At 61.0% G+C, this 24,145-nt stretch carries 9 protein-coding genes; 2 read left to right on the top strand and 7 right to left on the bottom strand.

Annotated features, from left to right (window positions below; genetic code table 11):
- Positions 1–65: 65 nt before the first annotated feature.
- From ACM6IN_RS15075 to ACM6IN_RS15055, 5 genes are all read right to left on the bottom strand, one after another.
- A complete protein-coding gene (locus tag ACM6IN_RS15075) occupies positions 66–533 on the bottom strand; it encodes an SRPBCC family protein (protein ID WP_095113875.1) in 468 nt (155 codons plus the stop codon).
- A 21-nt stretch (positions 534–554) separates the two neighbouring features.
- On the bottom strand, positions 555–3,947 hold the full coding sequence (locus ACM6IN_RS15070; protein WP_414916287.1) for an amino acid adenylation domain-containing protein: 3,393 nt from the start codon (positions 3,945–3,947) through the stop codon (positions 555–557).
- Positions 3,948–3,960: 13 nt separating this feature from the next.
- Positions 3,961–4,890, bottom strand: a complete 930-nt coding sequence (locus ACM6IN_RS15065; RefSeq protein WP_007918981.1) for a diiron oxygenase — start codon at positions 4,888–4,890, stop codon at positions 3,961–3,963.
- Positions 4,887–5,660: a DUF3050 domain-containing protein gene (locus ACM6IN_RS15060; RefSeq protein ID WP_371857972.1), complete on the bottom strand. Its 774-nt coding sequence runs from the start codon at positions 5,658–5,660 to the stop codon at positions 4,887–4,889. Before ACM6IN_RS15060 ends, ACM6IN_RS15065 begins: the two co-directional genes overlap by 4 nt.
- A gap of 749 nt (positions 5,661–6,409) precedes the next feature.
- Positions 6,410–7,120, bottom strand: coding sequence for a GntR family transcriptional regulator (locus ACM6IN_RS15055; RefSeq protein ID WP_414916286.1), 711 nt, complete (start codon positions 7,118–7,120; stop codon positions 6,410–6,412).
- A gap of 196 nt (positions 7,121–7,316) precedes the next feature.
- Between ACM6IN_RS15055 and lapG the strand changes: the two genes are divergently transcribed.
- Both lapG and lapD read left to right on the top strand, forming a co-directional pair.
- Entirely contained in the window at positions 7,317–8,009 is a 693-nt protein-coding gene (lapG, locus tag ACM6IN_RS15050; protein ID WP_095113878.1) for a cysteine protease LapG, read from the top strand.
- A 14-nt stretch (positions 8,010–8,023) separates the two neighbouring features.
- The gene (lapD, locus tag ACM6IN_RS15045) at positions 8,024–9,970 is read left to right on the top strand and encodes a cyclic di-GMP receptor LapD (RefSeq protein WP_007918985.1); all 1,947 of its coding nucleotides are present in this window, start codon (positions 8,024–8,026) and stop codon (positions 9,968–9,970) included.
- Between the two features lie 280 nt (positions 9,971–10,250).
- On the opposite strand, the gene ACM6IN_RS15040 is transcribed toward lapD, so the two are convergent.
- Complete coding sequence (locus tag ACM6IN_RS15040; protein WP_007918987.1) at positions 10,251–10,589, bottom strand: hypothetical protein; 339 nt, start codon at positions 10,587–10,589, stop codon at positions 10,251–10,253.
- Positions 10,590–10,737: 148 nt separating this feature from the next.
- A partial coding sequence (locus ACM6IN_RS15035; RefSeq protein WP_414916285.1) for an immunoglobulin-like domain-containing protein occupies positions 10,738–24,145 on the bottom strand: 13,408 nt, incomplete at its 5' end.

The raw sequence follows: 24,145 nt of genomic DNA, 5'->3' as shown, positions 1-24,145 counted from the left end.
GCATTTCCCTGTGGGAGCGAGCCTGCTCGCGAAAGCGGTGGTGCATTCACCGCAAAGCCGAAGCCTTAGACAAACAGCTTCAGCACATTCCCCATCGCATCATCCGCAAACCCCTGCACAAAATCCTTGAACCCCGGCAACGCCTCCTCACCGCCCGAAGCCGGCTCGGCAATGATCGTCCAGGTTGCCCTGGATTTGCCTGTGCCCAGCGCTTCCACATTCATCGCCGCCCACAGATTGGCCACCCCCAACGTGTTGTAAATCGTCGTCCAGGTCATGCTCCGCGCGTGTTCATCGCGGGAGTTGAGTTGCTCGACCACGAGGTTGCCATCCTTGAAGCATTTTTTGCGCAGCGAAGACACGCCCTCGCCGGTTGTTTCGATGTGCGACAGCGCTGGAATGAAACGGTCGAAACCGGCGAAGTTGCCCACCACCGCCCAGACCTGTGCGGCGTCCGCCGGCACTTCTACCGAAGACACAACGTGGCAGCCATGGGGGTTTTTGATCAGGGTATCGGGTTGCAGAGTGCTCATGGTGTTGCTCCTTTTGTTGGATCAGATGAAGTTGATTTCTTTCAGGTAGTCGCAGCCGCGACGCAGCAGCGCCGGGGATTTCTGCGGGTAATGAGCGCCCATCTGCTGTACGCCGGCTTCAGCGTTGGCGTGGCCGATCAGGGAGATGTCGCCGATGTCTTCTTCAAAGCCGTTGAGGTAGAAACCGAGCACGCCGAACAGCGCGTTGTCGGCGTCGACACGCCCGAGTTGCTGCTGCCAGTCGGCGACGCTGACCAGCGCGAACTCGCTGCCGGTTTCGCGGAACGAAGCGACGTAGGCGTCCCAGCTCAAAGGCTCGGGGTTATGCAGATTGAACACCGCGCGGTCAGGCGAATAACGGCTGGCGTGGAAGGCGATGAAGCGGGCGAGAAAGTCCACCGGCATCAGGTCGAAATTCAGCGCGAACGCCGGTACCTGGCCGAGCTGGATCGAGCCTTTGAGCATCAGCATCAGACGGTTTTTGTGCGGCTGACAAACGCCGCTCAAGCTGTTGAAACTGATGTTGCCGGGGCGGTACAGATTGACCCGGACGCCGCGCTCCCGCGCTCGTTCGAGGATGCGCTCGCCGACCCATTTCGACAGGTTGTAGCCGTTGCGAATGTAGATCGGCGGCGTAGGCGCGGCAGGCAATTCCAGCACTCGCCCCGCATCGTCGACCGTACTTGAAGCCGACAGCGTCGAGACGAAATTGAAAACCTTTTTGCTCTGCCCTTCGCACAAACGCAGCAGCGCAAAAATCGGCTCGACGTTGTCTGCCGCCAGGGACTCGTAATCGAGTACGTGATTGACGTTGGCGGCGTTATGCACCAACGCGCCGAACTCACGATCGAGGCGCTGATAATCGTCGTCGTCCAGGCCCAGTTGCGGGCGTGTGATATCTGCCGCGTAAACCCGCACGCGACTCAGATCCAGATGCTCCAGACGGTTTTCCCGCAGTGACTCGGCAAAGCGTTGCGCCGCCGTTTGCCCGCCGCCATCGCGCACCAGACACGCCACTTCGCTGGCGCCCCAGCCGAGCAGCGCCTCGACGATGTGCACGCCAACAAAACTATTGGCCCCGGTGACGATGACCTTGTGCACATCACCCATGCGACTGATCGGCAGTGGCTCGATATCCAGTGCGCGCTCGGCGTCGGCCATGGCTTGAGCGCTGAGCACCGTGCTGTCATCGGTGCCGCGCACCAGCGTCGCGAGTTTGATGACGGTCGGCAGTTCGATGAAGCGGTTGATCGAGATGCTGCGCCCGAACTCCTCACGCAGCCGCAGCAACATTCGCGACAGCAGAATCGAGTGACCACCGAGATTGAAGAAGCTTTCGTCAGTGGAAATATCGCTGGTGGGCAGCTCCAGCAATTCCGCCCAGATCTCCAGCAACAGTGCTTCATCGGCATTCGCCGGCAGGCATTTCGGCCCGCTGTCCTGCACGCTCACCGGCAGTTCCAGCAGCGCTTTGCGGTCGACCTTGCCGTTGCTGGCGAACGGCATGCTCGACAGTTCAGACCACGCCACGGGTTGCATGTAGTCGGGCAAAAACTGCCGGGCGTGAGCCTTTAGCGTTTCGCGCGCGATGTCCGATTGCGGCTGGGCGAGGAACGCCAGAATCCGTCGCTGAGAGTCGATCACCACTGCGATTTGCCGGTACAACTGGCTCTCGCGCAGGCAGCGTTCGATCTCTTCCGGCTCGACCCGGAAGCCGCGAATTTTCACCTGATTGTCGCGCCGTCCGCACAGCTCGATACCGTCCTCGCCCCACTTGGCCATGTCGCCGCTGCGGTAGGCGCGCAGCGTTTGGCCGTCCGGCAAATCCAAGGTTAGATAACGCTCGGCAGTCTGCTGTGGGTTGTTCAGATAACCGAGGCAGACGCCGGGGCCGACGATAAACAATTCGCCGACGGTGTTCTGTAGTACCGGTTGCAAATCGTCATCGAGGATCAGCACCTGACTGTTGGCGATCGGCGCGCCGAGGCTGCGGTTGCTGTCACCCGGTGTGAGCCGACGGGCGGTGATCAGCACCGTGGCTTCAGTCGGGCCGTAAAGGTTGTGCAGCGTGCCCTGACGGGTCAGTTGCTCGATGACGAACGGCTCGCAGACGTCGCCGCCGGTCATCACTTGCACGCCTTCCAGTTGCTCCAGCGGCAGGATGCTCAACAGTGCCGGTGGCAGGAAGGCGTGAGTCAATTGCCGGCGACGAATCAACGCAACCAGTTGCAGCGGATCGCGCCGTTGCGTGTCGTCGGGCACCACCAGTTCGGCGCCTTCGAGCAGGGTCGGGAAGATGTCGATCAGCGACGAATCGAAGCTTAGCGACGAGAACTGCAAGACTCGACTTTCTGCCTGCAACTGCACGTAATCGGCGTACCACGCGGTGAAGTGCGCGAGGTTGGCCTGGCTGAGCAGCACACCCTTCGGATGGCCGGTGGTGCCCGAGGTGTAGAGCGCCATGCACGCTGCATCAAGTTCGGGGCGGCGGCGCATCAACGGTTGGCTGAGATCTGCCTCGGCGCTGTCGATGCGGCTGACGTCCAGCCCCGCCATGGTTTCGCCAAGCGGATGCTCGCCGTCATGCAACAACAGCAGCGCGCCTGCGTTTTGCAGAATGTATTGCTGGCGCTGCAACGGATGACTCGGCTCCAGCGGCAAATACACCGCGCCACTGCCGAGGACCGCCAGAATCGATGCGAACAACGCCGGGCTTTTCGGCAGGCAGATGCCGACCACCCACGGTTGCGGATGTTGCTCGAGCAAAGGCAGCATTTGCTGTTGAATCGCGCGACTGTAGTCGTGCAACTGGCTGTAGCTGAGCGACTGTTCGCCAAGGTGCAGTGCCGGCCGTTCGGCGTGGCGAATCAAGCTCTGTTGCAGACGCTCGATGACTGGCACTTGCGCCTGTTTCAGCAGCGCCACATTCGCGGTGTCGTTGCGCTGATGGACGTAAGCCAGGTTGTCGAGAAACAGCAGGTTTTCCATCCGCTCGAAATCCGGCGCCGGCACAGATCCGGCCTGCTGAAGATACTCAGCGTCACGGGAGAAGCGGCTGACCAGCAACGCCACTTCGTCCACCACTTGGGTCAGCACCCGCTGTCGCAATGCCTGACCGTTTCCCGATGGCTCATCGGCAATCGGCACGCGGCTGATCAGTGACGAGCCAAGAAAACACAGCAAATCGAGTGACGGCAAACCGCCAAGGCTCTGCACGCCAACACCCAGACGCAGATGCAGATGCGGGATGGCGCAGAAGTCGCCAGCGCCAATGAAGCCATCGTCGATGATCAAATCCACCGTCGATGCCGCAACGCCGCTGCGCTGCAAGGAGTGACCGTGTTGTTCCAGTTCCTGCGCCAGGTCGGTCATGGCCTGGCTGGCGCCAATCAGCAAAATGTCGAGACGTTTCATGTCGGCCTCCTTGTCAAACCAGGTAATCGCGCAAGGCGTGCTGCACGCAGGGCGTGTCGAGCAGCGAGCTGTTGTGGAAGAACTTGACGATGTTGCCCACCAGCGGATGGTGGCGATTGATCGGAAAGGCCAGCCCGGCCATTTCATCCCTGAGCGAACGGCGCGTCGCCTCGCTGACCGGCAGTGCGTCGATCAGGCGCAGATCGAAGGCTTTCTGGATGTCGTTGGTCAGGTAGTGGCCGATGAACACCGGCAGAATCTGCGCGATGGTTTCGCGATCCGCCGCGTTGGCGGTGTGCCAATAGATACGCACCATCCGCGCCCAGAAACTCGAATGACGACCTTCGTCGAGCAAGTGATCGGCCATCAGACCTTTGATCGACGGCTTGACCGTGTCATCGCGGGCGAACGCCGCGACATCGCCGGTCACGGTGTTTTCGGCGATGGCCACGCAGATCAATTCCACCGCGCTGCGCAGGTGCTCCGGTGCTAGCGCTACAGCCGCAGGAATCGCCCGGCTCAACTCGATCTCATCGGGCAACTGAATCGGCTCGATGCCGGTCATCGCTACCGTTTGCTGCATGAAATCCATCGCCACCAGCGCGTGATAATCCTCATCGACCACCACGGTCATCGCGTCGTAACGACAGGCAAACGGGAAGGCCACGGCGAAGCGGTTCTTGGCGATGCTGCGTGCGGTCTTGTCGACGATCTCGGTTTCGAAAATCACCACGTCGTTGATGAACTTGTACAGCGTCTGCACCAAGGCGAAATCACGCTGTTGCGGGCACTCGCGCAGGAAGGTTTCACTGAGCACCAGTGGTTGGCGGCTGAGCGGGTAGATCAGGCGTTCATCGTCTTCCAGCACGCGTCGGGGGCGAGTGCGGATGGTGGCGCGGTTCTCCCAGGCGTCGGCAAAGGATTGATAATCGGCGGCGTTCATTGGGCCACCTCCGCCAACGGTTCGCGCATGCTCAGGCGCAGGCCGTCCCACAGGGCGATGCGACTCTCCACGGCGGCGATGGCGCTGGCGTAGACCTCGGCCTCGCGCTGCGGATCGCCGGCGACCAGGCGTTCGAGCAGGTGTTCTGCCGCCGGGCCGTGGTCTTCGGAGTCGACCTCGATGTGCCGTTCCAGGTAGTAACGGAAGGTCGGTGCCTGTTCGATGCCGATGCCCCAGTCGTCAAGAATGCGCTGGAACATGGTCGGGATCACACTCTCGCGACCGTGCAGAAACGCCGCCGCCACGCTGTGTCCTGGTGCATGCAGGGCGGTACGCAAGGTGTCGCGGACAAATTGCGCAGCGGCCGGATCCACCTCGACGCTTTGCAGCGCAACGTCATAGCTCACCCCTTCCTGTTGCAGGGCGACAAAGCGCTCCACGGCCGTGGTACTCGCGCCGATTTCGCGCATCGCATCCAGGTACAACTCGAAATGGCTGTAATGACCCTCCGTCAGGCGATCATCCGATTCTTCACCCAGAACGATCTCGTTGATCAACCGGGCGGCGTGAGGGTCACGCGGCGGTAACCACGGCAAACGGGTGCACGTCAGCTCCTGCTGCAGGCGTTTGGTCAGCGACATGAAATCCCACACGGCAAACACGTGGGTTTCCATGAAACGACGCAAGACCGTTAGCGAGGTGATCTCGGAAAAGATCGGGTGAATGCTAAGTTCGGCTTTCTTCAGGGCGAGTTGGTTCTTATTGGGCATCATGATGTCCTTTATCGTTGATATGTAATGGAACTGCTCTGGAAACTGCGCAATCAATGAAACGACGACTTACTTGTTTTCTGTCGACGGACGACAGCCTTCTTTCCTGATGGATAAGTGCGGATCGATATACCTGTGACATGGCCTCATGTCTGCCCATAAGGCGCTGCTGATGTACCGCAGGCATTGGGCTGATGCCGAGTTGAAGGGCGAAGTTCAAACTTGGCGAAGAAAAGCTAATACACAGACAAAGTAGTTAACAAGTATATTTTTAATTTTTTTAAGTTTGCTGTTTTTTGAAGTTGAGTTGTTCCGATAAAACTTGTGGGTAAAGTTTTATTTGGGCGTAGTTGCTCCTTTCGGCGAATAACGGCCAAAATTGATCGACAAGAGTGAATGCCTCACTCGAAGCAACTTTCCAGCAATAAGAATTGAATGATTTAAAAGGGGCGGAAGTTGGCCGTGACCCCGCGCCATGACTTCCTTTTTCCCGTGGCAAGGCTCCTTCCGTAGGTTCCTGGTGCGGGGACTGCGCCGTCAGGGCGGCGCGTCGCCCGTTCTTTATGGGGTTGGCCGTTCAAGAGTGCGGGTAAATGAGCGCCACGGCTATTACCGATTCGTCATCGGCACGCTGCAAATGCGGACTGATAGGCGCGGAGGAGGTTAGAGCGGGCACGCGGTTCCGCCCACCTGAGGGCGGGCAGATCGCTTGGGGATTTGTAAGCGGGTGATTCGTGGGAGGTACGCGCTCAGCGAGCGGCTTTGCGGCTTTGCGCGGCGGGGGTAGCGAGATAACGGGTAATCACCTCAACGCCCCGATTAAGGTGCTGCCCGAGGAGTTTGATTGACAGTTCAACGTCACGATCCTGCACGGCTTGCAGCATTGCCCGGTGATCGTCCTGGGACAGTTTGCCCAGGCCCATGGCCTCAAGGTTGAAACGCAGAAAACGTTCCTCTTCGTTGAGTCCGTCTTCGACCAGTCGCAGCAAGCGTTTATTGGGCGCTTTGCAGTACAGGGCCATGTGGAACAAACGGTTGAGCCGGCCGATTTCCGTGTAGTCGTGTTGCGCTTCCAGCTCTTCGATGTAACCGGCGGCGCGTGTGTGATCGGCCGAGGTCAGCTGCGGAATCGACTGGCGCATGGCTTCGGATTCGAGGAGGATGCGCAGCTCGTAGGTTTCGGTGGCATCGCCTTGAATCAACGGCGCAACCACTGCGCCTTTATGCGCGGTAACGCTCAGCAGTTCCTGAGCTTCGAGCTGGCGCAAGGCTTCGCGCACCGGCATGCGGCTGACGCCGAACAAATCGGCCAGATCCTGCTGGCGCAGCGCCGTGCCGCAGGGCAGACGCCCATCGAGGATTGCCGAGCGCAGGGTTTCTTCGATCACCGACCGGGCCAGATGCGCAGGAATCGGTCCATCGACTTTAATGCTGTGCAGCGGTTTGGGCTTCTGTGTCACGACTACGCACCCTGTATGTCGGCCTGATTTGGATCCAAATGACACTAGTGATTGCTCTACAGGTTGTCAAACCTTGTAAAACATTGGGTGCCAACTGAAGTTTAGCGTGTCGCCGATGATCTCATGGTGCCATTGTTTTTTGCCGGGCTAAGCTTCACCATCAAACGCTTTCCTTCCTGCCCCCCGGAATTCTGCTGTGGCGGTACGTTTCGCGATCCCCCGGACACTGCGCTGGCTAGGCTGCGCACTGCTGCTGGCCGGCGTCATGCTGGGCGGTCTGCATGCCGATTGGGATTTTTCCACGATCAGCCGCAAAGCCACGGCGCTCTACGGGCCGCTGGGTGCCGGGCAGCAGCGCATCGATGCCTGGCAGAATCTGTTGGCTACGCAGAAACAGGTTAGCGAGATGGAAAAGCTCAAAGTGGTGAACCTGTTTTTCAACAAACAGGTGCGCTACGTCGAAGACATCGACCTGTGGCACGAGGTCGACTATTGGGAAACGCCGATCGAGGCGCTGTGGAAGGGCGCTGGCGACTGCGAAGACTATGCGATCGCCAAGTATTTCAGCCTGCGCCATCTCGGCGTTTCCAGTGACAAGCTGCGCATCACCTATGTCAAAGCGTTGCGCCAGAACCGCGCGCACATGGTCCTGACTTACTATGCCACCCCCGATGCCATGCCGCTGGTGCTCGACAGCCTCATCGATCCGATCCAGCCGGCATCGCAGCGAACCGATTTGCTGCCGGTCTACTCTTTCAATGCCGAAGGTCTGTATTTGCCGGGCGCCAAGGGCAACAAAAAGGTCGGTGATACCAAACGCCTGTCACGCTGGCAGGATGTCTTGAAGAAAATGCAGGCCGAAGGTTTCCCGGTCGAGACGACTAACTAGGAGCACGCGCTCAGATGTCTTTGTTCAAACAGCTGTTGATCGCTATCTGTCTGTTCCTGGTGGTCGCCTTCACCGGCAGCTTCATGGTCAGTCTGGAGAGCTCGCGCACCCAGTACGTCAACCAGTTGCGTTCCCACGCGCAGGACGCCGCGACGGCGCTGGCCTTGTCGCTGACGCCGAATATCGACGACCCGGCGATGGTCGAGTTGCTGGTCAGTTCGATTTTCGACAGCGGTTATTACGCGAGCATCCGCGTGGTCGATCTGAAGACCGATCAGACTATCGTCGAGCGCAATGGCATTCCGGCGGTCAGCAATGTGCCGGACTGGTTCGTCAAGCTGATCGGTCTGGAACCGGCTGGTGGCGATGCGCTGGTCAGCCGTGGCTGGGAGCAGGCGGCGCGGGTCGAAGTGGTCAGCCATCCGATGTTTGCCGTGGCCAAGCTGTGGCAGAGCGCGTTGGGCAGCCTTGGCTGGCTGCTGATCTGCGGCGCAGTGAGTGCGGTGCTCGGGGCATTGCTGCTGCGCCGGCAATTGAAGCCGCTGGATTACATGGTCAAGCAGTCTCACGCCATCGCCCGTCGCGAGTTTCTCAGCCTGCCTGAATTGCCGCGCACGCCTGAGTTGCGTCGCGTGGTGCAGGCGATGAACCAGATGGTCGAGAAGCTCAAGGCGCTGTTTCAGGAGCAGGCCGAGCGCAGTGAAAAACTGCGGGCCGAGTCTTATCAGGACAACCTGACGGGGTTGGCCAACCGGCGTTATTTCGAGATGCAGTTGAACAATCGGGTGAGCAATCCGGAGCAGGCCAGTTCTGGTTATCTACTGCTGTTGCGGGTCAAGGATCTGGCCGGGCTCAACCAGCGTCTGGGCGGTCAGCGCACCGATGAACTGTTGAAAGCAGTCGGCGAACAGTTGTCTCGCGAATGCGCCAAGTACCCGGAAACCCAGAACCTTGTCACGCGGATTCGTGGCGGTGAGTTCGCTGTGCTGGCGCCGGGGCTGGTTCGAGAAGAAGCGCTGCAACTGGCGCAGAACCTCGACAATGCCTTGAGCAGTCTGCACGCCACCGGCGCGACCGACGTCGCTGCCGTGGCGTCGATCGGCCTGGCGCCGTTCACTCACGGCGATTCGCCGCAACAGGTGCTGACCCTCGGTGATCAGGCGCTGGCGCAAGCCGAAGGGCAGGGCGAGCAGAACTGGGCCTGTATCGATCAGAGCCTGACGGCGGATGTCGGCGACGATCACCACGCATGGCATCGTTTGCTCGATCAGGCCTTGAGTCAGCAACGTTTCGAGCTGTATTTCCAGCCGGTGGTCGCCGCCGCAGACACGCAACTGGTGCTGCATTACAAAGTGCTCTCGCGCTTGCTCGATGATCAGGGCCAGACCATCCCGGCCGGGCGTTTTCTGCCATGGCTGGAGCGCTTCGGCTGGACCGCGCGGCTGGATCGCCTGATGCTTGAGCGCGTGCTGGAGCAGATGAAAGAACATGAAGATTCGCTGGCGCTGAACCTGTCTTCGGCGACCCTGGCCGATCCGCAGGCGTTGAACAAAGTCTTCGAGATTTTGCGCGCACATTCCAACCTCGGCGAGCGCCTGACCCTGGAAATCGGCGAGGAGCAATTGCCGGAACAAGCGGTGCTTGAGCAGTTGACCCGACGCCTGCGCGAATTGGGCTTCTCACTGAGCCTGCAGCGCTTTGGTGGTCGTTTCAGCATGATTGGTAATCTGGCGCGGCTGGGGCTGGCGTACCTGAAGATCGATGGCAGTTACATTCGCGCGATTGATCAGGAGAGTGACAAGCGGCTGTTCATCGAGGCTATCCAGCGTGCTGCGCACAGCATCGATCTGCCGCTGATTGCTGAGCGGGTCGAGACGCAAGGGGAGTTGGCGGTGATTCGCGAGATGGGCTTGTATGGGGTTCAGGGGCAGTTGTTGGGTGAGCCGAAGCCTTGGCGGTGAGTCATTGCAAAAGCAACCCTCACCCTAGCCCTCTCCCGGAGGGAGAGGGGACTGACCGTGCGATATTGATGTAATACGCCGACGTGAAAGAGCTCCGCTGAATCCATAATCGACTTATAGCGCCAGACACCTCGGTTGGCCGCTCTCCCTCCGGGAGAGGGGGCTGAATCCATAATCGATTCGATTTCTCAGGTCGATGTATAACGCCAGACACCTCGGTCGGCCCCCTCTCCCTCGGGGAGAGGGCTGGGGTGAGGGTAGGCTTTTGATTACGGGGGGATCAGATCAACCCGCCCTCATCCTCATCAATCAACTGACTCAACCCGCCCAACGCTTCCCGCGCCTGGGTCCGGTCCATCAGTTTGGCCTGGGCCGCCGGTGGCAGGTCGGTGACACGGATCACGCCTTTCTGGGTCAGCACCTGAATCAGGTCGTCGAGTACCCGAATCATTTCGAAGTCGCTCTGCTTGAGCTGTTTGAGGCTGGTTTCCACCACTTCATTGGCGAACCAGGCCTGGATTTCATGGCTGTCGGCCGGCAGCGTTTCCGTGGCCTCGGCGTAGGCCGCGGCTTCCACGCGAATCAACAGACCTTGCGCATCGCGTTGCACGTAAAACATTGAGCATCCCTCAGAAATGAACCAGCGTCATGCTGTCAGCAGCATAGCCAACTGCGCGCGAGTATGCGGGGCGGCGACGCGATCGTCACCGGTCCGGTCAGCACAAACGTGACGGCCGCCCCATTGGGGCGGCCGTTTTGTTCACGCATCAGCTGTTGTTGTGGTCGACTTTGATGGTCGGGTCGCTGCCGGCAATCAGGTTGTGAATGTTGGCACTCGACCAGTTGTTGCCTTCCAGTTTGATCGTCACGTCCGGGGTCGCCGCTGCGGCATCGCCGGAGTTGAACTTGCCCGCCGAGCTGACTTGCAGCGACGACGTGCCGTCGACCGTGGTGATCTTCAGGAAGTTGTCGATGGTGCTGCCAGTCTCGCCCTGCAGCAAATCACGCAGATCGATACGGTCACCGTCGGCGGCCTTGAAGTCCTTGATCACGTCGTTGCCGGTGTCGCCCGCCTTCCAGACAAAGGTGTCGGCGCCAGAACCACCGATGAGGATGTCATTGCCCTGACCACCGATCAGTGTGTCGTTGCCGGTGCCGCCGAGCAGGATGTCATTGCCTTTGCCGCCATCGAGCAGGTCGTTGCCGCCCGAGCCGAAGAGGATGTCATTGCCCGCGCCACCCAACAGCGTGTCATTGCCATCATGCGCACCGGACACATCGAACGCCTGATAGTGCTCGGTGATGTATTGGTGCACGTTGCTGGTGGTGACCTTGCTGACGTCGACGCCGGTTTCCTTGGCAACGAACGCCTGCATCGCCTGATAACCCTCACCGGCAATGCCGTTGAAACTCACCAGATCGCCAAAGAGGATGTCATTGCCGTCGCCACCGCTGACGGTGTCGTTGCCCGGCATCGTCGCTTCGGTGTGGCCGATAATCGAGTTGGCCAGATCCTTCGGATCAATGTTGGTCTGCGGCGTTTTATCCGAATCGTAAGGTTTCAGGTCGTTGAGGCTGACGCCGCTGTTCAGGCCGATGGCCTCGACATTCGACAGGCCACTGAGCAACGCGAAGCTGCTGGTCGAGTTGTCGGTGGTGGTCGAGGTGGTGCTGCTGCCGCTACCGGCCAGACTCGACAACTCGTAAGTGCCGTCGCCCTGCGCGTGAACGGTGCCCAGATTGGTGGTGCTCCAGCCATAACGGGCGGTGTAGGTCTGCAACTGGGCAAAACCGCTGGCGTTGATGCTCAGGTAATGCGTGTTGTCGATGTAGGTGCTGAAGGTGTCGCCCAGCTTGTAGTTGCTGGTGGTCACCACGCTGTCGAACTTCACGCTGCCGTACAGCGTCGGGTTGGTCTGCTCGCCGCTCTGGTAGTAGGTCGGCTGGCCGTCGGTGATGAAGTACGTGAGGTTTTTCGCCCCGGTGTTGGCCACAGCGTCGGCACTCTGGAACCAGTTGGCCGTGGTTTTGAACACGTCCTCATAGTTGGTGCCGCCGCCGGAACTCATCGAGTCGAGTACGGATTTGAGCAGGGTCAGCGCATTCGGGTCGTTGAGGTTCACCGACACCGACTTGTTGACCTGGGTATCGAAGTCCACCAGGAAGATGTTCACCGTACCCGAGTTGCTGCCGCCCAGGCTCTGCTTGAGGGTGTTGAACACCGACGTCAGCGAATCCTTGGCCGCATTGATCGACGAGCTGCTCATACTGCCGGAGCTGTCGACCATGAAGGCGATGTTGTAGTTAGTGCCCGGGACCACGGTCAGGCCGCCGATGTCGGCGACGATGATGTCGTTGCCATCGGTGCCGCTGACGGTGTCATCGGCCGACGTGGCGACAATGGCGTTGTAGACCGCCGGCACCACGGTGACCGGAATGGTCGCGGTGCTGCTCGCCGAACCGCCGACCATCTCGGTGGAGGTCGAGGTCACGGTCAGGTTGAACTGGCCGTTGTAGTACGGCGGCGGGGTCACGGTCAGGCTACCGAGGTTCCAGCCGGTGACGTTGGCGTCGCCGCTGCTGGCGGTGACGGTGAAGGTATGGCCCGCGCCATCGCTGAGCACCGAGCCGACTGGCGCGCCGCTGATCTTCACGCTCAGGGTTTCCGAGCCGTCGGTGTCAGTCAGTGCGGTGGTGATTGCTGACAGTTTCACCGTGGTGCCTTCGGCGCCGGTGTTGAGTTTGTAGCCGTCGTAATAGCCTTCGCCGTTGCTGCCGTGCAGATCGGAGACGGTCACGCCCGAATTCACCAGATCCTGCACGCCGGTGTAGATCGGTACGCCAGCGCTGCTCAGGTCGATCGGCGTGCTGCCGTTGACCGACAGGTTGACGTCGTAGCTGCCCGGGCCGCTCTGGTTGTGGTGGTAGATGTCCAGGGTGTAGTAGCCGCTGGTGGTCGGGGTGAACGAACCGTTGAGGTTACCGCCCGCGCCCCACGTGGTCGATGCCACGCTCTTGCCGCCAATGGTCACCAACAGGCTGTCATCGCCGATACCACTGAAGGTGTAGGTCTTGCCGGCTTCCAGATAGATCAGGCCCGAGGTCTTCGAGGCAGTACCGGCGGTCACGCTGCCGTCGGACTGCACGTTGTTGACGTTAGTGCTGGTGTTCGGTGTGCCCGCACCGTCAATGACGTTTTTCAACGTGGTCGAATCCGCGCCGTTGCCGTTGGTGCCCAGACCCGAGAGACCAGTCCAGACTTCCTTGATCAGTCCGGTCGACTTCACGCTGTTGTCGGCCACGCTCACGGTTGGCGCATCCGCTACCGGGGTGATGTCGATCTTCACGGTGCCGGTGTTGCCCAGCAGTTGGCCGTCGGTTGGCTGGAACTTGATTTGCGCGTAGTCAGCCTGGTTGTTGCCCAGACCGCTGCCGCCGTAACCGTTGACGCCCGACTCGTTGGCATCCGGCAGGAAGCGCAGCTTGCCCGCGTCGATGTCAGCCTTGCTGAAGGTCTGGTTGTTGGCGACGTCCTTCCAGGTCGAGCCGTCCAGGTACTGCAGTTTGCCTTCGCCCGGCAGCTGGGTAATTTTGATGCCGAGGCTGGCGGCCGGGCTGTCGACGTCAGTAACGCCGAAAGTCGACCAGCCGAGCACCAGCGGGGTGTCTTCGGTGCCGGTGACGTTGCTCGGTGCAGCAACCGGTGCGTCGTTGACCGCCACCACGTTGACCGTGGTGGTCGCGGTGTTGGAGTAGTTGCCGCCATCGGTCACAGTCACGGTGATGATCCGCGGCACGGTGCTCGGATTCTCACTGCTGTTGGTGAAGCTGATGTTCTTGATGGCCTGCATGTAGTCGGCCAGCGTCGCGTTACCGGACAGCGTCAGCGTGACGGTGCCGTTGGTGCTGTTGGCATTGATGGTGATGCCGTTGACGCTGTTGCCCAGGTTCAGCGCATCGCCGTCCTGACGGTTGGTCAGGATTACGGTGGCGCCGGTGAGCATGGTGCTGTCCGGGTCGGTGATGCTGATGTCGGTGTCGGCAATCGACACACCCGCGCCCGGGGTGTTTTCGGTAAAGGTCACCTTGTAGTCGGCACCGGTGGCGCCGCTGGAGTTGTTGGCATCCAGGTCGATGACCGGCGGTGCGTCGTTGTCGATGATCGACGTGCTGACGCTGCCATTGGTGCTGCTGACCGCGAGGTTCTCGAAGTTGCCGCCAGTGGCTGAATCGATCTTGACCACGAAGTTCTCGGTGCCTTCGGTGATCTTGTCATCGATGGTGGCGACATTGAACTGCGCGCTGCTCGCACCGGCCGGGATCTTCACGGTGTACACACCGGTGAAGTCCGAACCGTCGGCAGCGGTACCGCTGTAGACGATTTTCAGGGTCACTTCGGTTTGCGCCGGGTGGTTCAGGCTGACCGTGTAGCTGGCGGTCTGGCCTTCGGTCACCGAGCTGCTGCCAGTGATGCTGACGGTGGTGGTGTCGATGGTGTCGGTGACGTTGGTCACGGCTGGCGTGGTGTTGGTCACCAGATTTTCGAAGCCGCCGCCGCTGGTGCCGGTGATGGTCGCCTGCACGGTGCCGGCGTCTTTGTAGACGTCGTCAGCTGGTGCTGGAACGGTCACGGTGCCGGTGGTTTTGCCGGCGTCGATGGTGATTACCGAGCCGTTGCTCAGGGTTACGGTGACTGGCGAGCCTGCGGCATTGGTCAGGGTCGCGGTGTAAGTGATCTGACCACCTTCGGCCACGGTGCCGGTCGCGGACAGCGACAGGTTGGTGGTGTCGACGGTGTCGGTCACGGTGGTGCTGACCGGGGTTTTGTCGGCCACGAGGTTCTCGTAGTTGCCGCCCGTCACGTTGGTGATCGAGTTGGTCAGCGGCGCATGACCGGTTAGCGCATCGTTCGGTGCGGTGGTGGTCGCGGTGCCGGTGGTCTGGCCGACGCCAATGGTGATGGTCTGACCGTTCGACAGGGTCACGACAACCGGCGAGCCGGTAACCGGTGCGCCTACGGTCGCGGTGTAGACGACGTTGCCGCCTTCAGCCGCTGTACCGGTCGCGGTCAGTTTCACCGTGGTGGTGTCGATAGTGTCCGTGACGCTGGTCACGGCCGGCGTCGTGCTCGGCACGAGGTTTTCGAAGTTGCCACCGGTGGCGTTGCTGATCGTGGCCTGCACGGTGCCGGCGTCTTTGTAGACGTCATCCGCTGGCGCTGGAACAGTCACGGTGCCAGTAGTTTTGCCGGCGTCGATGGTGATCACGGCGCCGTTGGACAAGGTGACGGTCACTGGCGAGCCAGCGGCGTTGGTCAATGTTGCGGTGTAGATGATCGAGCCGCCCTCAGCGACCGAATTGGTAGCGCTGAGCGACAGATTGGTGGTGTCGACGGTGTCGGTCACGTTGGTGCTGACCGGCGTTTTGTCAGCCACGAGGTTCTCGTAGTTACCGCCCGTCACGTTGGTGATCGAGTTGGTCAGTGGAGCATGGCCAGTCAATGCGTCGTTTGGCGCCGTGGTGGTCGCCGTACCGGTGGTCTGGCCGACGCCGATGGTGATCGTCTGACCGTTGGCCAGGGTCACGACAACCGGCGAACCGGTGACTGGCGCGCCGACAGTCGCGGTGTAGACAACGTTGCCGCCCTCGGCTGCAGTTGTGGTTGCAGTGAGTTTTACGGTGGTGGTGTCGATCGTGTCGGTAACGCTGGTCACGGCTGGAATCGTGCTCGGCACGAGGTTTTCGAAGTTGCCACCGGTGGCGGTGCTGATCGTCGCCTGCACGGTGCCGGCGTCTTTGTAGACGTCATCCGCTGGCGCTGGAACAGTCACGGTGCCAGTGGTTTTACCGGCGTCGATGGTGATCACGGCGCCGTTGGACAGGGTTACGGTCACTGGCGAGCCAGCGGCGTTGGTCAAGGTTGCGGTGTAAACGATCGAGCCGCCTTCGGCCACGGTGCCGGTGGCGCTCAGCGACAGATTGGTGGTGTCTACGGTGTCGGTGACATTGGTCGATACCGGGGACTTGTCGGCCACCAGGTTCTCGAAGTTGCCACCTGTTACGTCAGTGATCGCATTGGTCAGTGGAGCATGGCCAGTCAATGCGTCGTTTGGCGCCGTGGTGGTCGCGTTACCGGTGGTCTGGCCGACGCCAATGGTGATGGTCTGACCGTTGGCCAGGGTCACGACAACCGGCGAACCGGTAACTGGCGCGCCGACAGTCGCGGTGTAGATGACGTTGCCACCTTCTGCTGTCGACTCTGTTGCTGTCAGTTTGACGGTGGTGGTGTCGATGGTGTCGGTGACGTTGGTCACTGCCGGTACGGTGCTCGGCACCAGGTTTTCGAAGTTGCCACCGGTGGCGGTGCTGATGGTCGCCTGCACGGTGCCAGCGTCTTTGTAGACGTCATCGGCCGGGGCTGGAACGGTCACGGTGCCAGTAGTTTTGCCGGCGTCGATGGTGATCACGGCGCCGTTGGACAAGGTGACGGTCACTGGCGAGCCAGCGGCGTTGGTCAATGTTGCGGTGTAGATGATCGAGCCACCTTCAGCGACCGAACCGGTCGCACTGAGCGACAGATTGGTGGTGTCGACAGTGTCGGTCACCGTAGTGCTGACCGGCGTTTTGTCAGCCACGAGGTTCTCGTAGTTACCGCCGCTCACGTTGGTGATCGCGTTGGTCAGCGGTGCATGACCGGTCAAAACGTCGTTTGGCGCGGTAGTGGTTGCGGTGCCGGTAGTCTGGCCTACACCGATGGTGATGGTTTGACCGTTCGACAGGGTTACCACGACTGGCGAACCGGTTACTGGCGCGCCGACGGTTGCGGTGTAGACGACATTGCCGCCTTCAGCGGCAGTGGCGGTCGCGGTCAGTTTCACCGTGGTGGTGTCGATGGTGTCGGTGACGCTGGTCACAGCCGGCGTCGTGCTCGGCACCAGGTTTTCGAAGTTGCCACCGGTGGCGTTGCTGATCGTCGCCTGCACGGTGCCGGCGTCCTTGTAGACGTCGTCAGCCGGGGCTGGAACGGTCACGGTGCCAGTGGTTTTACCGGCATCGATGGTGATCACTGCGCCGTTCGACAAGGTGACGGTCACTGGCGAGCCAGCGGCGTTGGTCAGGGTCGCGGTGTAAACGATCGAGCCGCCTTCAGCCACCGAGCCAGTCGCGCTCAGCGACAGGTTCGTGGTGTCGACGGTGTCAGTCACGGTGGTGCTGACCGGAGTTTTGTCGGCAACAAGGTTCTCGTAGTTGCCGCCGGTCACGTTGGTGATCGAGTTGGTCAGTGGCGCATGACCGGTCAATGCATCGTTTGGCGCTGCGGTGGTTGCAGTGCCCGTGGTCTGGCCAACACCGATGGTGATGGTTTGACCATTGGCCAAAGTCACGACAACCGGCGAGCCGGTAACCGGTGCGCCTACGGTAGCGGTGTAGACAACGTTGCCGCCTTCAGCCGCTGTACCGGTCGCGGTCAGTTTCACCGTGGTGGTGTCGATAGTGTCCGTGACGCTGGTCACAGCCGGCGTCGTGCTCGGCACCAGATTTTCGAAGTTGCCACCGGTGGCGTTGCTGATCGTCGCCTGCACGGTGCCGGCGTCTTTGTAGACGTCGTCAGCCGGTGCTGGAACGGTCACCGTGCCAGTGGTTTTACCTGCGTCGATGGTGATCACGGCGCCGTTCGACAGGGTCACGGTCACTGGCGAGCCAGCGGCGTTGGTCAGGGTCGCGGTGTAAACGATCGAACCACCTTCAGCGACCGAATTGGTAGCGCTGAGTGACAGATTGGTCGTGTCGACGGTGTCGGTAACATTGGTCGATACCGGGGACTTGTCGGCCACCAGGTTCTCGAAGTTGCCGCCGGTTACGTCAGTGATCGCGTTGGTCAGTGGAGCATGGCCAGTCAATGCGTCGTTTGGCGCCGTGGTGGTCGCGGTACCGGTGGTCTGGCCGACACCGATGGTGATCGTCTGACCGTTGGCCAGGGTTACGACAACCGGCGAGCCGGTGACTGGCGCGCCGACAGTCGCGGTGTAGGTGACGTTGCCGCCTTCAGCTGCCGACTCTGTCGCCGTCAGCTTCACGGTGGTGGTGTCGATGGTGTCGGTGACATTGGTCACGGCCGGCACGGTGCTCGGTACCAGATTCTCGAAGTTGCCGCCGGTCGCGGTCGAAATGGTTGCTTCGACTTTGCCTGCGTCTTTGTATACGTCATCCGCTGGCGCTGCGACGGTGACGGTGCCGGTGGTTTTACCGGCGTCTATAGTGATCACGGCGCCGTTGCTCAGCGTCACGGTCACTGGTGAACCGGCGGCGTTGGTCAAAGTAGCGGTGTAGACAATCGAACCGCCCTCGGCAACGGAACCGGTCGCACTGAGCGACAGATTGGTGGTGTCGACGGTATCGGTGACCGTGGTCGAAACCGGGGTCTTGTCGGCCACCAGATTTTCGTAATTGCCGCCGGTTACACCGGTGATCGAGTTGGTCAGTGGCGCCTGACCGGTCAGCGCATCGTTCGGTGCGGTGGTGGTCACAGTGCCGGTGGTTTTACCGACTTCGATGGTGATGTTCTGACCGTTGGCCAAAGTCACCACGACAGGTGAACCGGTCACTGGAGCGCCCACAGTGGCGGTGTAAGTGACGGTGCCACCTTCAGCGACCGACGTATCAGCCGTCAGTTTTACGGTCGAGGTGTCGATGGTGTCGGTGACGCTGGTCACAGCCGGCGTCGTGCTCGGCACCAGGTTCTCGAAGTTACCACCGGTGGCGTTGCTGATCGTCGCCTGCACGGTGCCGGCGTCTTTGTAGACGTCGTCGGCCGGGGCTGGAACGGTCACGGTGCCAGTGGTTTTGCCGGCCTCGATGGTGATCACGGCGCCGTTGCTCAGCGTCACGGTCACTGGCGAGCCAGCCGCGTTGGTCAGCGTTGCGGTGTAAACAATCCAACCACCCTCGGCCACTGTCCCTGTGGCGCTGAGCGACAGGTTAGTGGTGTCGACGGTGTCGGTCACGGTGGTGCTGACCGGAGTTTTGTCGGCAACAAGGTTTTCGTAGTTGCCGCCGGTCACGTTGGTGATCAAGTTGGTCAGTGGCGCATGGCCGGTCAACGCATCATTTGGTGCGGTGAAGGTCACGGTGCCGGTGGTTTTGCCGACTTCGATGGTGATGTTCTGACCATTGGCCAGCGTCACGGTGACCGGTGAACCGGTTACTGGTGCCCCAACGGTCGCGGTGTAAGTGACGGTACCGCCCTCAGCGACCGACGTATCAGCCGTCAGTTTGACGGTCGAGGTGTCGATGGTATCGGTAACTTCGGTCACGGCCGGGACAGTGCTCGGCACCAGGTTTTCGAAATTGCCACCCGTCGCCGTCGAGATTGTTGCTTCAACTTTGCCTGCGTCTTTGTAGACGTCGTCGGCTGGCGCTGGAACAGACACGGTGCCGCTGGTTTTGCCGGCTTCGATGGTAATCACCGCACCGTTCGACAGAGTCACGGTGACTGGCGAGCCAGCAGCGTTGGTCAATGTCGCGGTATAGATGATCGAACCGCCTTCGGCCACAGAACCGGTCGCACTGAGCGACAGGTTGGTGGTGTCGACGGTGTCAGTGACCGTGGTCAAAACCGGAGTCTTGTCGGCCACCAGATTTTCGTAGTTGCCGCCAGTGACACCGGTGATCGAGTTGGTGATCGGCGCGTGGCCGGTCAGCGCATCGTTCGGCGCGGTGAAGGTTACGGTGCCAGTGGTTTTACCGACTTCAATGGTGATGTTCTGACCATTGGCCAGCGTCACGACGACAGGCGAGCCGGTTACTGGCGCACCGACAGTGGCGGTGTAGGTGACGGTGCCACCTTCAGCGGCGGTCTCGGTCGCCGTCAGTTTCACGGTCGAGGTGTCGATAGTATCGGTGACTTCGGTCACGGCCGGAACAGTGCTCGGCACCAGGTTTTCGAAGTTGCCACCGGTAGCGGTCGAAATCGTCGCTTCGACTTTGCCGGCGTCTTTGTAGACGTCATCGGCCGGAGCTGGAACGGTCACGGTGCCAGTGGTTTTACCGGCTTCGATGGTGATTACCGCGCCGTTCGACAGGGTCACCGTGACTGGCGAGCCTGCAGCGTTGGTCAGGGTTGCGGTGTAGATGATCGAACCACCTTCCGCAACGGTGCCGGTCGCAGTCAGCGACAGATTGGTGGTGTCGACGGTGTCGGTGACATTGGTCGAAACCGGCGTCTTGTCCGCCACCAGATTTTCGAAGTTGCCGCCGCTCACCTCGGTGATCGCATTGGTGATCGGCGCGTGGCCGGTCAGTGCGTCATTCGGCGCGGTGGTGGTCGCGGTGCCGGTGGTCTGGCCAACACCAATGGTGATGGTCTGACCGTTAGCCAGGGTCACGACCACAGGTGAACCAGTGACTGGCGCGCCGACGGTTGCGGTGTAAGTCACGCTGCCGCCTTCAGCCGCCGACTCGGTCGCGGTGAGTTTGACGGTGGTGGTGTCGATGGTGTCGGTGACATTGGTCACCGCCGGTACGGTGCTCGGCACCAGATTCTCGAAGTTACCGCCCGTTGCATCCTTGATGGTGACTTCGACTTTGCCAGCGTCTTTGTAGACGTCATCGGCAGGTGCCGCAACGGTCACGGTGCCGGTAGTTTTGCCAGCCTCGATGGTGATCACCGAACCGTTCGACAGGGTCACGGTCACCGGGGTGCCGGCCGGGTTGGTCAGCGTCGCGGTGTAAACGATCGAACCGCCTTCAGCCACAGAATCGGTTGCGGTCAGGTTCAGGTTGGTGGTGTCGGTGGTGTCCGAAACCACGGTGTCGGCGGACTTGCCGTCGACCGCCAGTTTTTCGTAATTGCCGCCGGTGGCGCCGTCGATGGTCACGCTCAGCGAGCTGCCGCCGGCCAGTGGGCTGTTTGGCGCGACGAAGTTCACCGAACCGGTGGTTTCACCGACGGCGATGGTGATGGTCTGGCCGTTGGACAGGGTCACGACAACCGGCGAGCCGGTCACTGGCGCGGTCACGGTCGCGGTGTAGACCACGGTTTCGCCTTCAGCGACGTTCGCCGTGGCGGTCAGCGACACGGTGGAGGTGTCGATGGTGTCGTTGACGGTGGTGACGGCCGGAGTAGTGCTGGTGACGAGGTTTTCGAAGTCGCCACCGGTCGCGCCTTTGATGGTCGCTTCAACGGTGCCGGCGTCTTTGTAGACGTCGTCTTTCGGTGCGTCGACGGTGACAGTGCCAGTGGTTTTGCCAGCGTCAATGGTGATCACCGAGCCGTTGCTCAGGGTCACGATGACTGGCGAGCCAGCAGCATTGGTCAGGGTCGCGGTGTAGGTGATCTGGCCACCCTCGTTCACCGAGCCGGTCGCGGTCAGCGACAGGTTGGTGGTGTCGACGGTGTCGGTGACGGTGGTGTTGACCGGGGTTTTGTCGGCCACGAGGTTTTCGTAGTTGCCGCCGGAAACGCCGGTGATCGAGTTGGTCAACGGAGCATGGCCAGTCAGCGCATCGTTTGGCGCGGTGGTGGTCACGGTGCCGCTGGTTTTACCCACTTCGATGGTGATGTTCTGACCATTGGCCAGGGTCACGACAACCGGCGAACCGGTGACTGGCGCGCCGACCGTCGCGGTGTAGGTGACGGTGCCACCTTCAGCCGCAGACTCGGTGGCGGTCAGTTTGACCGTCGAGGTGTCGATGGTGTCAGTGACGTCGGTTACGGCTGGCGTGGTGCTCGGAACGAGGTTCTCGAAGTTGCCGCCAGTGGCGTCCTTGATGGTCACTTCGACCTTGCCAGCGTCTTTGTAGACGTCATCGGCTGGAGCCGCCACGGTCACGGTGCCGGTGGTCTTGCCCGCTTCGATGGTGATTACCGAACCGTTCGACAGGGTGACGGTGACTGGCGTACCGGCCGGATTGGTCAGTGTTGCGGTGTAAACGATCGAACCGCCTTCAGCCACAGTGCCGGTCGCCGTCAGCGACAGGTTGGTGGTGTCGACAGTGTCAGTAACAGTGGTCGAAACCGGGGTTTTGTCGGCGACCAGATTCTCGTAGTTACCGCCGCTCACATCAGTAATCGCGTTGGTCAGCGGCGTGTGCCCAGTCAGCGCATCGTTTGGCGCGGTGGTGGTCACGGTGCCGCTGGTTTTGCCGACCTCGATGGTGATGTTCTGGCCGTTGGCCAGGGTCACTACAACCGGAGAACCCGTCACTGGAGCACCGACGGTGGCGGTGTAAGTAACGGTGCCACCTTCAGCCGCTGACTCGGTGGCAGTCAGTTTGACCGTCGAGGTGTCGATGGTGTCAGTGACGTCGGTCACGGCCGGCACAGTGCTCGGTACCAGGTTCTCGAAGTTGCCGCCGGTAGCATCCTTGATAGTCACTTCGACCTTGCCGGCGTCTTTGTAGACGTCATCGGCCGGCGCCGGAACGGTCACGGTGCCAGTGGTTTTACCTGTCTCGATGGTGATCACCGAGCCGTTCGACAGGGTCACGGTGACAGGCGAGCCCGCCGCATTGGTCAGGGTCGCGGTGTAGATGATCGAACTGCCCTCGGCCACGGAACCGGTAGCGCTGAGCGACAGATTGGTGGTGTCGGTGCTGTCGGTCACTGTGGTGGTGATCGGGGTTTTGTCGGCGACCAGATTTTCGTAATTGCCGCCGCTCACGCCGGTGATCGAGTTGGTCAGCGGGGCCTGACCGGTCAGCGCATCGTTCGGCGCGGTGAAGGTTACAGTGCCGGTGGTCTTGCCCACTTCAATGGTGATGCTCTGACCATTGGCCAGGGTCACCACGACAGGAGAACCGGTGACCGGCGCGCCGACAGTGGCGGTATAGGTGACGGTGCCGCCTTCAGCGACCGTGGTGTCGGCCGTCAGCTTCACGGTCGAGGTGTCGATGGTGTCAGTGACTTCGGTCACGGCTGGCGTGGTGCTCGGGACCAGGTTCTCGAAGTTGCCGCCGGTAGCGTCCTTGATGGTGACTTCGACTTTGCCGGCGTCCTTGTAGACGTCATCGGCAGGCGCAGGAACAGTCACGGTGCCGGTGGTTTTGCCCGCTTCGATGGTGATCACCGAGCCGTTGCTCAGGGTCACGGTGACCGGGCTGCCAGCGGCATTGGTCAGGGTCGCGGTGTAGGTGATCTGGCCGCCTTCAGCTACGGTTCCTGTCGCGCTCAGCGTCAGGTTGGTGGTATCGACGGTGTCGGTGACGGTGGTGCTGACCGGGGTTTTGTCGGCCACGAGGTTTTCGTAGTTGCCGCCGGAAACGCCGGTGATCGCGTTGGTCAGTGGAGCGTGGCCAGTCAGCGCATCGTTCGGCGCCGTGGTGGTCACGGTGCCGGTGGTTTTGCCGACTTCAATGGTGATGTTCTGACCGTTGGCCAGGGTCACCACGACCGGCGAACCAGTGACCGGCGCGCCGACAGAGGCGGTGTAGGTGACGGTGCCACCTTCAGCGGCCGACTCGGTGGCGGTCAGTTTGACCGTCGAGGTATCGATGGTGTCAGTTACATCGGTAACGGCTGGCGTGGTGCTCGGAACCAGATTCTCGAAGTTGCCGCCGGTAGCATCCTTGATAGTGACTTCGACCTTGCCGGCGTCTTTGTAGACGTCATCGGCTGGAGCCGCCACGGTCACGGTGCCGGTGGTCTTGCCCGCTTCGATGGTGATCACCGAGCCATTGCTCAGGGTCACAGTCACCGGGGTGCCGGCCGGGTTGGTCAGGGTCGCGGTGTAAACAATCGAACCCCCTTCCGCCACGGTGCCGGTCGCAGTCAGCGACAGGTTGGTGGTGTCGACAGTGTCAGTAACAGTGGTCGAAACCGGGGTTTTGTCGGCAACGAGGTTCTCGTAATTGCCGCCGGAAACGTCGGTGATCGCATTGGTCAGCGGAGCGTGGCCAGTCAGCGCATCGTTTGGCGCGGTAGTGGTCACGGTGCCGCTGGTTTTGCCGACTTCGATAGTGATGTTCTGGCCGTTCGCCAAGGTCACGACAACCGGCGAACCGGTGACTGGTGCGCCAACGGTGGCGGTGTAGGTGACAGTGCCACCTTCAGCCACAGTGGTGTCGGCCGTCAGCTTCACGGTCGAGGTGTCGATGGTATCAGTGACGTCGGTCACGGCAGGCGTGGTGCTTGGCACCAAGTTCTCGAAGTTGCCGCCGGTGGCGTCCTTGATGGTC

The organism is Pseudomonas sp. IT-P395, from assembly GCF_949767675.1.
Lineage (GTDB): Bacteria > Pseudomonadota > Gammaproteobacteria > Pseudomonadales > Pseudomonadaceae > Aquipseudomonas.
This window is presented reverse-complemented; position numbering and strand designations above follow the sequence as displayed.